A 15,885-nucleotide genomic window follows, 5' to 3' on the forward strand; every position below is an offset into this window, starting at 1 on the left:
TTTTTTTGATATTTTAAGTAATTATAACAAAAAGCGATTGTTTTATAAACAATCGCTTTTTTATTAAAATAAAGAACAAAATCAAACAATCTATTATGCATTTTAAAAAAAGCAATAATTATCACATATAATATGTTAATTAATAAATATTAAATAGATTTTACAAATCACAAGTTAAATATTCAATAATTTATTGGCTATTTTTTTCAAAAAAAGGGTTTTACAAAGGTGTAAAGTTATAAATAATACAAAAATAAATTAAAATGTTATATTTAATGTTAATAAAGATGTTTTAATTAACATATATTTAAGATATTTGGGAAAACTAATCCTAAACATTTGAAAAATGAAAATTAAGTTAAAGCATTTTTTATGGTTCGTATTGATACTATTTGCACAGATAGCAGCCGCTCAGGAAGGATATATTACCGGTAAGGTTATTGATAAAAAAGGGGTTCCAATTCCGGGAGTAAATATTATTCTGAAAGGAACCAGTGCAAGTACACAAACCGATTTTGATGGTAATTTTAAAATTGCCGCGAAAAAAGGTGATATTTTAACTGTTAGTTACGTGAGTTTTGCTACTATAAATGTGCAGGCTTCTAACAATATGACAATTGAATTAGTTGAAACACAAAATGAATTAGAGGCCGTACTTGTTGTAGGTTACGGTACACAATCAAAAAAGAATTTAACCGATAATATTGCTCGTGTAACAGCAAAAGATATCCAGCAAATACCAGTTTCAAACTTACAAAATGCATTAGTAGGTAAACTGGCAGGAGTTCAAATTACACAAACAAATGGTAAAGTTGAGGGAGGAATAAACATTAGAGTTCGTGGTGCGGCGAGTATAAGTGCCGGAACGCAGCCTCTTTATGTTTTAGACGGAATTCCGCTTATTAATGACAACGAATCCAGCAATGGTTCACCAACCAATCCATTATTAACTTTAAGTCCTAACGAAATAGAATCAATCGATGTACTTAAAGATGCTTCTTCTGCTGCCATTTATGGAGCGCGTGGAGCTAATGGAGTTGTAATAATTACGACCAAAAAAGGAAAAGAAGGTAAAGGAAATTTCTCGATCAACTTTTCGCAAGGTGTTAGCGAAGCTACTCATAAAAAGAAATGGCTAAATGCAAAACAATATGTTGAGTTGCTACAGGAAGCAGGTAGAAATGTCGACGATTTAGAATCTGTTGAAGATGAATTAGAATATCTTTCTCAGGGAACCGACTGGAGAAATGGAGAAATTGACACAAACTGGCAAGATATCGCACTAAGAACCGGTTATACAACTGATGCTGATTTCTCTGTTTCTGGTGGAGATGAAAAAACAAAATACTTTTTTTCAGGTGCCTATAATAATACAACGGGAATCGTTGACAGTAATGATCTGGAAAGAATTACGGCAAGATCTAATGTATCTCACAAGGTTTCTGATCGTTTTACTGCCGGCATGAACATTGGTTTTTCAAGATCGGTAATCAACAGGGTTCAGGATGATAACTCCTTCTCTACTCCTTTGCAATCTGTAGCTCAGGCTCCAATTTCGAAAGCCCGATTAGAAGATGGATCGCCAAACCCGAATACAGAATATGTTAACTACTTATTAGCCAAAGACAATACTTCGTGGAAAACAATAATGCGCAGAGTTACCGGAAAAGTTTTTGGAGAACTAAAAATTGTAAATGGTTTAAAATTCAATTCTGATTTCTCCTATGATCTTTTAACGCAAACCGAAGATTACTGGCAAGGCAAAGATGCACCATTCATGGCAACTGACGGAGCCGTTTTTGCTACTTCCGTAAATACTGAAAATTATGTTTTTAGTAATTATTTTACTTACGATAAAACATTTGCTGAAAAGCACGTTTTAAATGTTGTTGCCGGTATGGAATTCAACAAATACAACAGAAGATACCAGGATGTAAATAGTATTTATTTTCCAAATGATGATTTTCATACTGTAGATGGCGGTGCGGAAGTTAACGAAGGACACGGCAGTGAAACAGATTATGCTTTCGTTTCGCAATTCGGAAGATTAAATTACTCTTATGCGGGCAAATATCTTTTTAAGGCCAGTGTTCGTCGAGATGGTTCTTCTCGTTTTGGAAAAAATGAAAGATTTGGAATTTTCCCTGCATTTTCTGCAGGTTGGGTAATGTCTGAGGAAAGTTTTCTGAAAGATAATACTGTTTTGACTTATTTAAAATTAAAAGGAAGCTGGGGTAAATTAGGAAATGCTGAAATAGGAAATTTCGCTTCTCGTCAATTATACAAACCAAATCCCTACAACTTAAAATCGGGTCTTACGTTTGATCAGGCTGGAAACAATGATTTAACCTGGGAAAAATCAACTCAGACAGATTTTGGTGTAGAAGTTGGCTTTTTAAACAAAATCACTTTTGAAGCAGATTATTATCAAAAAGACACAGACGGGTTACTTTTTGAAGTGCCTTTGCCTTTAAGTTCAGGTGCTTCTTATATAAATAAAAACATCGGAAAAATCAGAAGTAATGGTTTTGAGTTTACTTTAAACACAAAAAATATTGAAACACAAGATTTCAGATGGAATACCAGTATCAACGTTACAACGAATCAATCAAAAGTAAAATCACTGCCAAACGACAATACAGATATTATCTCTGATTATACTATTAACAGAACGGGAGAAAATATTTCTTCCTTTTATCTAGTAGAATATGCCGGAGTTGATCCTGCGAACGGAGATGCACTTTTTGTAAAAAACACAAAAAATACAGACGGAAGTATTGACAAAAGTACGACGAACGATTATAGTGAAGCTAAAAGAATTGTTGCCGGTAATCCTTTCCCAACTTTAATGTCTGGTTTAACAAATACCATGACCTACAAAGGTTTTGACTTCACCTTTACTTTTCAGGGAGAATGGGGCGCGAGTATTTATAATTCAGCAGGTTTATACCAATCTACTGCTGCAGATTATTTTGACAACCAAACTTTGGACCAGTTAAATCGTTGGCAAAATCCTGGTGATATTACCAATGTTCCGCAGGCAAGATATCTGGGATCAAATGGAACTCAGGAATCAACGCGTTATTTAGACAAGTCTGATTTTGTACGTTTAAGAAACTTAACTTTTGGATATTCATTACCTAAAGAAACTGTAAATAAAGCAGGAATGAGCAGTTTAAGAGTATATATTACAGCCGTTAACTTACTTACTTTTACAGGTTATGAAGGGACAGATCCTGAAGCAAGAAGAGATGACATTAGCAAAACCAGTCCACGTGTCGGAGAAGATTTTTACTCTGCACCACCCGCAAAAACCTTTGCAATGGGAGTAAATATTAATTTTTAAAAACAACAAGATGAAAGCAAATAAATTAATCTTATTTATAATTTTCGCAGTCTTTTTTGCAAGTTGTGAAAACGAATTAAACATAGAACCTAAGCAAAGAGAAGACGCATCTGTAACTTTAAGTACTGAAAGTGGGGTTACAAATGTTCTTACGGGAGCTTATGCCCTGGCTGCCAATGGTAATGCTTATGGAGGAAGGATTTTACTTTATGCCGATCTGTTAGGTGTAAGCGGTGTATTAAGCACTACCGATTTAAGATGGAGAGGTACTTTTGGAGAGCTAAGACAAATGTATATTAAATCGATGTTATCTAGCAATGTAATTATTGAAGGAAGTTACGCAAGATGTTATGAGATAATTAATGCCTCAAATACGGTTATCGAAAATATAAACAAAGTTAAAGATTCGGATAAAAAAGCCCGAATGATTGGTGAAGCTAACTTTTTAAGATCATTGGCTTATTTTGATCTGGTTCGCTTTTTTGCAAAACCCTACGTAAGCGGAAAAGCCAATAGCCAATTGGGAGTTGTGATCAGACCCACAGCTATTTCTGATTTTAATGTTGATCTTTCTAAAGAAAGAAGTACTGTTGATGAAGTATATAAGGTAATTATTGACGGATTAAATTTAGCCTACACTAATCTTCCTGAAGAAAACAGTTTTTATGCTGATAAATATGCTGCAAGAGCTTTGCTGGCACGAGTATATTTGCAACAAGGAAATTATGCCGGGGCAAGAGACGCAGCAAATGATGTAATTGAAAACAGCGGACATTCGCTATCTCAAACCTATGCTGGTGCTTTTAATCACGAAACAGATAAAGAAGAAGATGTTTTTGCTATTCAGATTACAAAACAAACAGGTTTAAATGACGCTGTAACTTTTTACGCCTCTGAAGGCAATGGAGGCCGTGGTGGCGATTTTACTATTAGAGATGCTTATTTGGAAAAATTTAGTGATCCTGATGACAGAGCAACATTCAACTATGTAAATGATGATAACGGAAGGCTTTTAACTTCAAAATTTACAGATCAATTTGCAAATGTTGGAATTATCCGTTTAGCCGAAATGTATTTAATAAGAGCAGAATCCAATCTTAGAACTGGAACAACATTAGGAAATACGCCTCTTGATGATATCAACATCATCAGATCAAGAGCTAAAGCTGATAATTTAGCTGCAGTAACCATTGATGATATTTTATTGGAACGCGAATTAGAATTAGGAATGGAAGGATTTTTAATTCATGATATCCGCAGAACAAAACGTTCTATAGATATTAGTTCTGATGGTGATGGTTCTGATTTGCTTCTTTACGATGCAGACGAATTGGTTTTCCCAATACCATTGAGCGAAACTGATGCGAACAAAAAAATTACCCAAAATCCAGGTTACAGTAGCTAAGTTGAAACTTTCATAAATGTAAAAAATCATCCTGCTTTGGCGGGATGATTTTTTTATATGATTTTATAAATAAGATTGAAAATTAATATAAAATCTATTTTATTTTATAGCAGTTAAATCTTAAGAAGCCATCGCAATTTCTGTATTGGCTGCAATCATTGATAAAGTTAAAGGATCTGAATAGCCGGAGAAAAAAGTATCTATTATTTCCTGAAATATCGGATTAGCATTTTCGACCTGAGAAAACAGCGTCATTGACGAACGTAATTTTCTTGCATCCAATTCTCCCAAAATCGCTTCGATCGATTTTGTTTTATAAGTCAGCAAAAGTTGTGAAATTTCAATTAAATGTTTTAGCAAAACAGGATGATTAAGAAACTCTTCTGCTTCATGAAGATCTGCAAGTGCATAATATTTAGCAATAGTACTTTTTCCTAATCCTTTTATTTGAGGAAAAATAAACCACATCCAATGACTTTCCTTTTTTCCATTTCTAATTTCAGAAAGTGCAGTAAGATAAAGTTTATTTTGCGCATCTAAAAAACGAGTGATATCAGTATTTGAGTAAGCCATTTTGAAATTGAATTTAAGTTTATAATTCCGTTTTTGGTTTGTTTAATAGTCTCCAGATTGAAATGAAATAAGAAAACGTTTTTATGCTTAATTGTTTCTTTTTGAAGACATCCAAAACTACTTCTCATCATGATTTAAAAAATTATATAATTATTTTCGTTTGTTACATAATTCCACACTATTACAAAACAAAAAAGCTGCAAGAAAGTCCTGCAGCCTTTGTTTATTTTATTGAAAAGAAAACTTAATCTCTAAAATCATTCAACGATTTCTCAATAATTTCAAGACATTCCTGAACTTGAGTTTCTGTCATTACCAATGGCGGTGCCAATCTGATTTTATTTCCGTGAGTAGGTTTTGCCAATAATCCGTTGTCTCTGAATCTCAGGCAAATTTCCCAGGCTAAATCAGAATCTTCTCCACAATTGATTACGATCGCATTTAATAAACCTTTTCCGCGAACCAGTGTAATCAAGTTATTTCTTTCCGCAATTTCGTTTAATCCTTTTCTTAAAATAATTCCTAAACGCTCTGCATTTTCAGCTAGTTTTTCCTCTCTGATCACTTCCAGAGCTGCAATTGCAACAGCAGCTGCAACAGGATTTCCTCCAAAAGTAGAACCGTGTTGCCCCGGTTTAATCACATTCATAATTTCGTTGTTACACAAAACAGCAGAAACCGGATAAACTCCGCCAGAAATTGCTTTTCCTAAAATCAAAATATCAGGTTGTACATTTTCGTGATGAACGGCTAATAATTTTCCGGTACGGGCAATTCCAGTCTGAACTTCATCAGCAATAAACAAAACATTGTGTTTCTCGCATAAAGCTTTTGCTTTCGCCAAATAACCTTCAGAAGGTACATAAACTCCAGCTTCTCCCTGAATGGGTTCAACCAAAAATCCGGCAATATTTTTTGATGCTTCTAAAGCTTTTTCAAGAGCTTCAAGATTATCATATTCAATTTTTATAAATCCATCTGTAAACGGGCCAAAGTTTTTACGGGCAGTTTCATCATTAGAAAAAGAAATAATAGTAGTCGTTCTTCCATGGAAATTATTCTCACACACAATAACCTGCGCTTGATTTTCGGGAATTCCTTTTACTTCATATGCCCATTTTCTACAAACTTTCAATGCCGTTTCAACTGCTTCAGCACCTGTATTCATTGGCAGTACTTTATCAAAACCAAAATACTTCGTTACATATTCTTCGTAATTTCCTAATTGATCGTTATAAAAAGCACGAGAAGTTAAAGTTAATTTTTGAGCCTGATCCACCATTGCTTTCACAATTTTAGGATGACAATGCCCTTGATTTACCGCAGAATAAGCCGATAAAAAATCATAATATTTCTTCCCGTCAACATCCCAAACATATACACCTTCTCCTCTTTCCAGCACAACCGGAAGCGGATGATAATTATGAGCGCCGTATTTATTTTCTTTTTCAATCAAAATTTCTGATTTTGACGAAAGGGTATTTTCAGTATGAATCATGATCTTTCTTTTTTAGAGCTACAAAAGTATTTAAAAATATTAATTTAAGCTATTTAAAATCAATATTTGACTTTAATTTTAATCAAATAAGTCAAAACATATAAATTTATACTTTAAAAAGTAAAATATGATTTTATCATAAATTCAATTTGAGAACCTTTTATTAAAAAAAATAATTACTTTTATGAATGTTAAAAGTAAACTCAATTTAAAAGAATGGAAACATTAGACGAATTTGATATCAATATAATTAAGGAATTGGAAAAAGACGGAAGAATGGCTTTTTCTGCAATTGCTGCTAATTTGAAAATATCAAACACGATGGTGCATCAGCGTATCAACAGAATGATAGAACAAGGAGTAATTGGCGGAATAAAACCAATTATACAAGAAAAAAAGATTGGATACGACTGGGCTTCTTTTACCGGAATAACATTGAATAAAGATTCTGATTCAGATCGAATTATCGAAGCGTTAAAAGATATTCCCGAAATCACAGAATGTTATTATGTAACGGGTTCTTTTACTCTTTACATCAAAATTATTGCGAAGAATCACGAACACATGCGCCGAATTCTATACGAGAAAATTGATAGTATTCCGGGCATTGCGAAAACGGATTCCATTATCGAATTAGGTTGTGCTTTTAAACGAAATATCACATTATAAGATAATCTACTTAATCGTTTCAATCCATGAAAAATAAATTTCCTTTTAGGTTTTCGTCGAATCAATTTATTGCATTGCTGTTTTTTTTCATTTTTAATTTTCTCCATGCGCAAACTCCAAAAGGAAAACTATTTATTATTGGCGGCGGAGATCGTTCTGACGCTTTAATGAAACAGGTTTTGGCTGTAGCCGAATTAGGAAAAAAAGATTATATCGTGGTTTTACCTATGTCGAGTGAAGAACCAGACAGTTCGTTTATTTTCTTTAAAACTCAAATGGTAAAGCTTACTCAAAACCCAATTGTGATGTTGAATTTCAACAAAGAAACTTCTCAAAATAAAGTCCTTACCGATTCGGTTCAAAAAGCAAAACTGATTTTTATAAGCGGTGGTGATCAAAGTCGTTTTATGAATGTGGTTCAAAATACACCAATCAAAACCGCCATTCAAAAAGCCTATGAAAACGGAAGCACAATTTCCGGAACAAGCGCCGGAGCAGCTGTAATGTCTGAAAAAATGATTACCGGAAACCAGAAACTGCAAAAAGAGTATTCCGGTACTTTTGACAATATCCGATATGATAATTTAGAAACTTCCGAAGGATTGGGATTATTGAAAACAGCTGTGATTGATCAGCATTTTTTAAAGAGAAATCGTTACAATCGTTTACTTTCTGCTTTGGTTGAATTTCCTACTTTAACCGGAATCGGAATTGATGAAGCAACCGCAATTATTGTTCGAAACAATCAGGTTGAAGTCGCTGGAGAAAGCGAAGTCATTGTCGTTAAAAATCCTAAAGGAATTTTAAAATCTAAAAAAAACAACCTAATTTCTATTGAAAAACTGGAAATGAGCATTTATACCGCAGGACAAAAATTTAATATCAAATAAGCATGTTTCATTCTTTAAAAATAATAAAATTTACTTTTTTAATTGGCTGCATCAGTTTTCAGATTTCGGCACAAAAAATAAGTTCAAAAGAAGTTAATCGTTTAGAGAAACTAGCACAGCAAACAACCATAATTCGGGACAATTGGGGTATTCCACACATTTATGGAAAAACGGATGCTGATGCTGTTTTCGGATTGCTTTATGCGCAATGTGAGGACGATTTTAAAAGAATCGAAATGAATTATATTGAAAAATTAGGCCGACTTTCAGAAATTAAAGGACAAGCCGTTTTATATAATGATTTAGAAATTAAACTTCTGATTGATGTTGAGGATGCCAAAGCCGACTATAAAAAAGCACCATCATGGCTTAAAAAATTATTGGACAGTTATGCAGATGCTATTAACTTTTATCTGTATAAACATCCGGAAGTAAAACCGGCAATCTTAACGCATTTTGAACCTTGGTTTCCATTGCTTTGGACAGACGGAAGTATTGGCGCGATAAGTACTGCAGATCTTTCTACAGCAGAATTAAAAGCTTTTTATTCGGGAAATAATGATAAAGTGGCTTATGTAGAACGAGAAAAATATGTTCAGACCGGGTCTAACGGTTTTGCTTTTGCACCATCAAAAACAGCCGACGGAAATGCTATTTTATACATTAATCCGCATACTACTTTTTACTTCAGACCAGAAGTTCAGATTACCAGTGAAGAAGGCTTGAATGTTTACGGAGCAGTAACCTGGGGACAATTTTTTATTTATCAGGGATTCAATGAAAATTGTGGCTGGATGCATACCTCATCAAACGTTGATGTTGCCGATATGTATGCAGAAAAAATCACCAATAAAAACGGAAAATTATTCTATGAATTCGACAATAAGCTCTTGCCGGTAATTGAAAAGGAAATCACAATAAATTATACAGAAAACGGGAAATTAATTCCGAAAAAATTCAAAACTTATTCCACTAATAACGGTCCCATTATGGCCAAACGTGACGGAAAATGGATCAGCTTAAAATCGAATAATCGCTCGATGACCAGTTTGATTCAGAGTTGGGTGCGTACAAAATCGAAAAACTTTGACGATTACAAAAAAGCAATGGATTTAAAAGCCAATACCTCCAACAATACGGTTTACGCCGACAGTAAAGGAAATATTGCATATTGGCACGGTAATTTTATTCCGATAAGAGATAAAAATCTGAATTGGTCCAAAGTAGTTGATGGTTCGATTTCATCAACACAATGGAAAGGCTTACACGAAGTGGATGAAACGGTTCATTTATATAATCCTGTAAACGGCTGGCTTCAGAATTGTAATTCTACGCCCTACTCCGTTGCAGGAGAAAACAGTCCGAAAAGAGAAAATTACCTGCCTTACATGGCACCAGACGGAGAAAATTTCAGAGGAATAAATGCTGTTCGAATCTTTAGCAAAGGCGATAAATATACTTTAGACAAGGTAATTGCTGACGGTTACGATTCTAAATTATCCATTTTTGAAGTTTTGATTCCGAGTTTGATAAATGTCTTCGAAAAAAATATTAAACCAGATTATCCTAATTATAGCGAATTATCAGAAGCAGTTACAATCTTGAAAAACTGGGATTATTATGCCAAAGAAAATTCAGTAGCAACCACTCTGGCAGTTGAATGGGGATATAAATTAGATCCCATTATTCTAAAAGCTTATATCGATGAAGGTGAATTAGATCAGGTTGAAAACACTAAAAAATTCGCTACAACTGCAGGAGTTGACCAATTGATTCCCCAATTACAAACTGTCCTAAAAGAATTAAAATCGAAATGGGGAAACTGGCAGGTGGCCTGGGGGGAAATTAATCGTTTTCAGCGTTCCAGTGGCGCTATCGATTTAAAATATGATGATGACAGACCAAGTTTACCAATTGGTTATGGCCCGGGATCCTGGGGAAGTTTACCTTCTTTTAAAAGTAGTTACCAAAAGGATTCTAAAAAACGCTATGGCTATAACGGAAACAGTTTTGTCTGTGCTGTTGAATTTGGACCAAGAATAAAAGCAAAATCATTATTGGCAGGAGGAAACAGCGGTGATGAAAACTCAAAACATTTTATCGATCAGGCTGAAATGTATCAAAAAGGGCAATTTAAAGACGTTTTATTCTACAAAGAAGAGGTTGAAAAAAACGCAGAAAAAACCTATCATCCCGGTAAATAATCACTTTTTATGATATCTGTTAAATAACCTCACCAGAAATAGCTTTTGAGGTTTTTTTGTAACATAATATTTCTGATATTTGTTAAAAATTGTAAGAAATGAAAAATTCGGCCCTAATTATTTTTGCTACTATATTGTTTTCAAACACTATAAATGCACAACTAAAACCTGTAAAATATGCTGATGGCGATCAGAAATTAAATGGTTTATCTATAAAATCTGCTAAAAAAAGCAGTAATAATCCAGGAATTTTACTTTTACCAGCCTGGCTTGGAATAGACAATGCTTCAAAAGGAATTGCAGAAGACCTGTCAAAATTAGGCTATACCGTTTTTATCGCTGATATTTATGGCGAAGGAAATTACCCGAAAAATACTGCCGAAGCAGGAAAACAAGCTGGTTTCTATAAAACGAATTATGAAGCGTATCAGAAAAGAATTAATGCCGCATTGCAGGAACTAATCAAATCTGGGGCAAATGCAGATAATATTGTAGCAATAGGTTATTGTTTTGGAGGAACAGGCGTTCTTGAAGCTGCACGCGGTCATTTGAATGTAAAAGGCGTAGCTTCATTTCATGGAGGTTTAGGAAAAGATGCAAAACGACCAGTAGAACCCATTACTGCGAAAGTTTTAATTTGCCATGGAGCCGACGATCCTTACGAATCTAAAGAAGAAATTACTGCTTTTCAACAAGAAATGCGCGATTCAAAAGCAGACTGGCAAATGATCTATTATGCAAATGCGGTACACTCTTTTACTAATCCGGAAGCTGGAAATGATAATTCTAAAGGAGCAGCGTACAATCCTGTTGCAGCCAAAAGAGCATTCGAACATTTACAGCTTTTTCTGAATGAAGTATTGAAAAAATAATAATTTGCTTTAATGTCACGCGGATAACGCAGGTTAAACGGATTTACGCTGATAATTCTTTTACTCTTATTACCCACTAAAAAGAAACCATCGTAAACCCGTTTTTATCCATTAAATCCGTGGGCAAAAACATAAAACTAAACCATAAACCAAATCATTCAATAAATCAACCAATGTCACATAGTCCGATTAGAAAAGACAAAACGTGCTTAAATTGCAGGCATGTTGTCGAACAAAATTTTTGTCCAAACTGTGGGCAGGAAAATACAGATAGCCGAAAAACATTTCACCATTTGTTTATCCATTTCTTTGAAGATTTAACGCATTATGAAAATGCATTCTGGAAAACCATTAAAAACTTACTTTTTAAACCTTCTACTTTAACCAAAGAATATCTGTCAGGGAAACGTTTGTCTTATCTGGCTCCGGTTCGTCTTTATATTTTTATCAGTTTTATTACTTTTCTTCTGATTGCTTTATTCCCAAATAAAGTAAGTGAGAACCTAAACAAAAGTCAGGAAGAAATTAGTTCAAATTTTGAAAGACCAAGCAAAGACAAAACTAAAGATCACAGTGATAAAAACTACCTGCAGGAAAAAACGATGAAACAACTCGATAAAAAATACTTTCAATTAAAGTCAATGAAAGAGATCGATTCTGTTCAAAAGTATGGTAAGGAAAGTGAAAAACTTACAGAATTTCAATATTGGATTTACGAAAAGGCCGTTCATGTTACTGAACACAATACCAAAAAGGAAATTATCGAAAAATTCATAGAGTCTTTTCTCCATAATATTCCCAAAATTCTTTTCATTATAATGCCTTTCTTTGCTTTCTTCCTATGGCTTTTTCATAATAAAAAGAAATGGTACTATTTTGATCACGGTATTTTTACTTTACATTATTTCTCCTTTTTACTTTTAATATTTCTCATTTTATTTATTATCAACAAAGTAATTGGCTTATTTGGAGACGACACTCCTCTTACGGTCGTAGGTAATATTATTACTTTCGCAGGTATTGTCTGGATGTCTTACTATTTTTATCCGGCACATCACCGTTTTTATGGAGAAAGCAGAATTGTTTCATTTGTTAAAAGTTTTATCTTATTTTTTATAAACTTCTTTTTTATCCTATTTTTACTTGTATTTTATATGCTATATATATTTATCAACTTACACTAACTAATCAATGAAAAAAATTGTAGTTCTATTATTAGTTGCATCGGCGTTTTCTTGTAAAAACACACAGGCGGTTGCTTCTAAAGATAACTCAGACCCCACTAAATACTTAAATGTTATTAAGGAGAAAGATCTAAAAAAAATGCTTTATGTCGTAGCTTCTGATGAAATGGAAGGTCGCGAAACCGGGTCAAAAGGTCAGAAAAAAGCAGGTCTGTATATGATTGACCAATACAAAAAAAATGGTGTATCATTTCCTAAAGGAGCAACTGATTATTACCAACACATTCCTGCAGCATTTTTGAATGCAAAACGCAACGAAAATCTGCCTGACTCTGAAAATATCTGGGCCTACATTGAAGGTTCTGAAAAACCAGATGAAGTTCTGGTAATTTCAGCGCATTACGATCACGTTGGAATCAAAAATGGAGAAATCTATAACGGAGCTGATGATGATGGTTCCGGAACTGTAGCGGTTATCGAAATCGCAAAAGCATTCGCAAAAGCAAAAAAAGACGGACACGGACCAAAACGCTCTATCTTATTCCTGCATGTAACTGGTGAAGAACATGGTTTACACGGTTCTCGTTATTATTCCGAAAATCCATTATTTCCAATTGCAAACACTATTAGTGACATCAATATCGATATGATTGGACGTCGTGACGTAGAACATGCTAAAACAAACAATTATGTGTATGTAATTGGTGCCGACAGACTTTCATCAGATTTGCACAATGCTGTTGTGGCTCAAAATAACAAATACACTAAATTAGATTTAGATTTTAAATTTAACGATCCTAAAGACCCGAATCATTTCTACGAGCGTTCTGATCATTATAACTTTGCGAAATTTGGTATTCCTGCTGTTTTCTTCTTCAACGGTGTTCACGAAGATTATCACCAAAAAGGTGACGAACCTCAAAAAATAGAATACGACGCTTTAACAAAAAGAGCACAATTAGCATTTGTTGTAGCCTGGGATTTAGCGAATAGAGAGAATCGACCGGTAGTGGATAAGAAATAAGGTTCTGAGGTACTGAGGTACTGAGATTTTTTTTAAGACTGAATAATAAAATATTTATCATTTACAGACATAGCCCACGGTGTCAACCGTGGGGACATAATATTGTCAAAATGCGTTATCATAATACCTCTCCCACGGTTGAAACCGTGGGCTATATTTGAAATGTGAAATCGTAGATATTTTAATTAAAATTACTTACATTTCTAAGATAAAAACAAAAAAGGGATGAGTTTTAAAACTCATCCCTTTTTTATATATAGTAAGTTAAAACCCTCAGAACCTTAGTCCCTCAGCAACTTAGCACCTTCCTCTTAGTCATTCATAGAAATCAAAAACTCCTCATTATTTCTGGTTTTCTTGAAACGTTCATTAACAAAATCCATAGATTCTACAGGGTTCATATCAGACAGATATTTACGCATAATCCACATTCTTTGTAATGTTTTTTCGTCTAATAACAAATCGTCACGACGTGTACTTGAAGATGTAAGATCAATCGCAGGGAAAATACGTTTGTTGGCGATTTTACGATCCAATTGAAGTTCCATGTTACCGGTTCCTTTAAATTCTTCAAAGATAACCTCATCCATTTTAGAACCTGTTTCAGTCAATGCTGTTGCGATGATACTTAATGATCCACCGTTTTCAACATTTCTTGCTGCCCCAAAGAAACGTTTTGGTTTTTGCAATGCGTTAGCATCAACACCTCCACTTAATACTTTTCCAGAAGCTGGCTGAACTGTATTATAAGCTCTTGCCAAACGCGTAATTGAATCTAATAAGATTACAACATCATGTCCACATTCTACTAAACGTTTTGCTTTTTCCAAAACAATATTGGCAATTTTTACGTGTTCTTGTGGTTCTCTGTCAAAAGTCGAAGCGATAACTTCTCCACGAACACTTCTTTGCATATCTGTAACCTCTTCAGGACGCTCATCAATCAAAAGAACGATCAAATAAACTTCAGGATGATTGGCTGCAATCGCGTTTGCAATGTCTTTTAGTAACATTGTTTTACCGGTTTTCGGTTGTGCGACTATCATACCACGTTGTCCTTTTCCTATCGGAGAAAATAAATCGATAATACGAGTTGAAACTGAACTGCCTTTTTCAGCTAATTTGAATTTTTCAGAAGGAAAAACCGGAGTCAGGTGTTCGAAAGAAACTCTGTCGCGAACAACCTGCGGATCGTGCCCATTAATTTTTAGTACACGAACTAAAGGGAAAAACTTCTCGCCTTCTTTTGGAGGACGAACCACTCCTTTTACAGTATCTCCGGTTTTAAGACCGAATAATCTGATTTGCGAAGTTGATAAATAAATATCATCCGGAGAGGCTAAATAATTATAATCTGATGAACGTAAGAAACCATATCCGTCAGGCATCATTTCAAGAACACCTTCACTTTCGATAATTCCGTCAAACTCAAAGTCTGAATCCCTGAAATTATTCTTTTTATTTTTATGATTCGGATTTTGATTTCCGTTATTGCTGTTTCCATTTACATTACCGTTACCATTTCCATTTTGGTTTGGATTCTGGTTTGGGTTTTGATTCGGATTTTGATTTTTATTCTGATTTGGATTGATCTTTTTTACCGGAGCAGCTCCTTCCACTTTTTCGGCAGCAGATACAGAAGCTACAACTTCTGTCTCAATCTCTCCTTCAGTTGTTTGTTCGGAAGCAACTTCTTTTTCCTTTTGTAAAGCAACCTTTTTCTCGTAAGCTGATTTATTAAATTTTACGATTTTTGGTCCTTTTTTCTCTACTGATGCTGAATCTGCCGCTTCATGAACTTGTGGAGCCGGCTGAATTTTTGCATTTGGTTTAGAAATTTTAGGTGTTACCACTTTTTCAGGTGTCTCCTCTGTCTTTTCAGCTGTTTCCTCTACCTTATCAAATTCTAAAACAGGAGCATTTTTATTAGGTGCTATTTTTTTAGTCGGAACAATTCTTGCTCTCTTAGGCTTATCATCTTCTATTTCTGCCTGAGGCGCAACATTGACAGGCGGCTTTTCAGTCGTTTCCTGATGTGCTAAAATCTGACTGATTAAAGTCTCTTTTTTAACGCCATTAAACTTTATAGTTTTAGCTAACTTAGCTATTTCTTGAAGCTCAGAAAGCTTCATTTCTTTTAATGCAGAAATATCAAACATGAATATTCTATGAATTTAATTATTTTAAAGGAAATACTGTAAAAAGAATAGGTAGATAATT

The 15,885-nt window shown here is 34.1% G+C and carries 11 protein-coding genes; 8 read left to right on the forward strand and 3 right to left on the reverse strand.

The features are described from left to right. The first annotated feature begins 346 nt into the window (after nt 1-346). Both B0A65_RS07115 and B0A65_RS07120 read left to right on the forward strand, forming a co-directional pair. Complete coding sequence (locus tag B0A65_RS07115; protein ID WP_074658601.1) at nt 347-3,346, forward strand: SusC/RagA family TonB-linked outer membrane protein; 3,000 nt, start codon at nt 347-349, stop codon at nt 3,344-3,346. Between the two features lie 10 nt (nt 3,347-3,356). Next, complete coding sequence (locus tag B0A65_RS07120) at nt 3,357-4,751, forward strand: RagB/SusD family nutrient uptake outer membrane protein (RefSeq protein WP_074658603.1); 1,395 nt, start codon at nt 3,357-3,359, stop codon at nt 4,749-4,751. A gap of 120 nt (nt 4,752-4,871) precedes the next feature. Here B0A65_RS07120 and B0A65_RS07125 read toward each other — a convergent pair whose 3' ends face one another. Both B0A65_RS07125 and rocD read right to left on the reverse strand, forming a co-directional pair. Beyond that, nucleotides 4,872-5,324, reverse strand: a complete 453-nt coding sequence (locus tag B0A65_RS07125; protein ID WP_074658605.1) for a DUF1810 domain-containing protein — start codon at nt 5,322-5,324, stop codon at nt 4,872-4,874. Between the two features lie 244 nt (nt 5,325-5,568). Beyond that, complete coding sequence (gene rocD / locus B0A65_RS07130) at nt 5,569-6,822, reverse strand: ornithine--oxo-acid transaminase (RefSeq protein ID WP_074658607.1); 1,254 nt, start codon at nt 6,820-6,822, stop codon at nt 5,569-5,571. A gap of 216 nt (nt 6,823-7,038) precedes the next feature. Between rocD and B0A65_RS07135 the strand changes: the two genes are divergently transcribed. The 6 genes from B0A65_RS07135 (at nt 7,039) to B0A65_RS07160 (ending at nt 13,665) form a co-directional block, all read left to right on the forward strand. Beyond that, entirely contained in the window at nt 7,039-7,491 is a 453-nt protein-coding gene (locus tag B0A65_RS07135) for an Lrp/AsnC family transcriptional regulator (RefSeq protein WP_026984584.1), read from the forward strand. Between the two features lie 26 nt (nt 7,492-7,517). Beyond that, entirely contained in the window at nt 7,518-8,381 is an 864-nt protein-coding gene (locus B0A65_RS07140; protein WP_074658609.1) for a cyanophycinase, read from the forward strand. A gap of 2 nt (nt 8,382-8,383) precedes the next feature. Continuing rightward, entirely contained in the window at nt 8,384-10,585 is a 2,202-nt protein-coding gene (locus B0A65_RS07145) for a penicillin acylase family protein (RefSeq protein WP_074658611.1), read from the forward strand. Between the two features lie 98 nt (nt 10,586-10,683). Then, on the forward strand, nt 10,684-11,457 hold the full coding sequence (locus B0A65_RS07150) for a dienelactone hydrolase family protein (RefSeq protein ID WP_074658613.1): 774 nt from the start codon (nt 10,684-10,686) through the stop codon (nt 11,455-11,457). A gap of 173 nt (nt 11,458-11,630) precedes the next feature. Next, entirely contained in the window at nt 11,631-12,641 is a 1,011-nt protein-coding gene (locus B0A65_RS07155; RefSeq protein ID WP_074659225.1) for a DUF3667 domain-containing protein, read from the forward strand. A gap of 7 nt (nt 12,642-12,648) precedes the next feature. Beyond that, nucleotides 12,649-13,665: a M28 family peptidase gene (locus B0A65_RS07160; protein ID WP_074658615.1), complete on the forward strand. Its 1,017-nt coding sequence runs from the start codon at nt 12,649-12,651 to the stop codon at nt 13,663-13,665. Nucleotides 13,666-13,976: 311 nt separating this feature from the next. Here the strand turns inward: B0A65_RS07160 and rho are convergent, their stop codons facing one another. Beyond that, nucleotides 13,977-15,824, reverse strand: a complete 1,848-nt coding sequence (gene rho, locus B0A65_RS07165) for a transcription termination factor Rho (protein ID WP_074658617.1) — start codon at nt 15,822-15,824, stop codon at nt 13,977-13,979. Between the last annotated feature and the right edge of the window lie 61 nt (nt 15,825-15,885).

Source organism: Flavobacterium frigidimaris (assembly GCF_002217275.1).
GTDB classification, from domain to species: Bacteria; Bacteroidota; Bacteroidia; order Flavobacteriales; family Flavobacteriaceae; genus Flavobacterium; species Flavobacterium aquidurense.

Excerpts from the sequence above, each read along its gene's own strand:
- B0A65_RS07115 (WP_074658601.1), top strand. The coding sequence starts at position 347 with ATGAAAATTAAGTTAAAGCATTTTTTATGGTTCGTATTGATACTATTT.
- B0A65_RS07120 (WP_074658603.1), top strand. The coding sequence starts at position 3,357 with ATGAAAGCAAATAAATTAATCTTATTTATAATTTTCGCAGTCTTTTTT.
- B0A65_RS07125 (WP_074658605.1), bottom strand. The coding sequence starts at position 5,324 with ATGGCTTACTCAAATACTGATATCACTCGTTTTTTAGATGCGCAAAAT.
- rocD (WP_074658607.1), bottom strand. The coding sequence starts at position 6,822 with ATGATTCATACTGAAAATACCCTTTCGTCAAAATCAGAAATTTTGATT.
- B0A65_RS07135 (WP_026984584.1), top strand. The coding sequence starts at position 7,039 with ATGGAAACATTAGACGAATTTGATATCAATATAATTAAGGAATTGGAA.
- B0A65_RS07140 (WP_074658609.1), top strand. The coding sequence starts at position 7,518 with ATGAAAAATAAATTTCCTTTTAGGTTTTCGTCGAATCAATTTATTGCA.
- B0A65_RS07145 (WP_074658611.1), top strand. The coding sequence starts at position 8,384 with ATGTTTCATTCTTTAAAAATAATAAAATTTACTTTTTTAATTGGCTGC.
- B0A65_RS07150 (WP_074658613.1), top strand. The coding sequence starts at position 10,684 with ATGAAAAATTCGGCCCTAATTATTTTTGCTACTATATTGTTTTCAAAC.
- B0A65_RS07155 (WP_074659225.1), top strand. The coding sequence starts at position 11,631 with ATGTCACATAGTCCGATTAGAAAAGACAAAACGTGCTTAAATTGCAGG.
- B0A65_RS07160 (WP_074658615.1), top strand. The coding sequence starts at position 12,649 with ATGAAAAAAATTGTAGTTCTATTATTAGTTGCATCGGCGTTTTCTTGT.
- rho (WP_074658617.1), bottom strand. The coding sequence starts at position 15,824 with ATGTTTGATATTTCTGCATTAAAAGAAATGAAGCTTTCTGAGCTTCAA.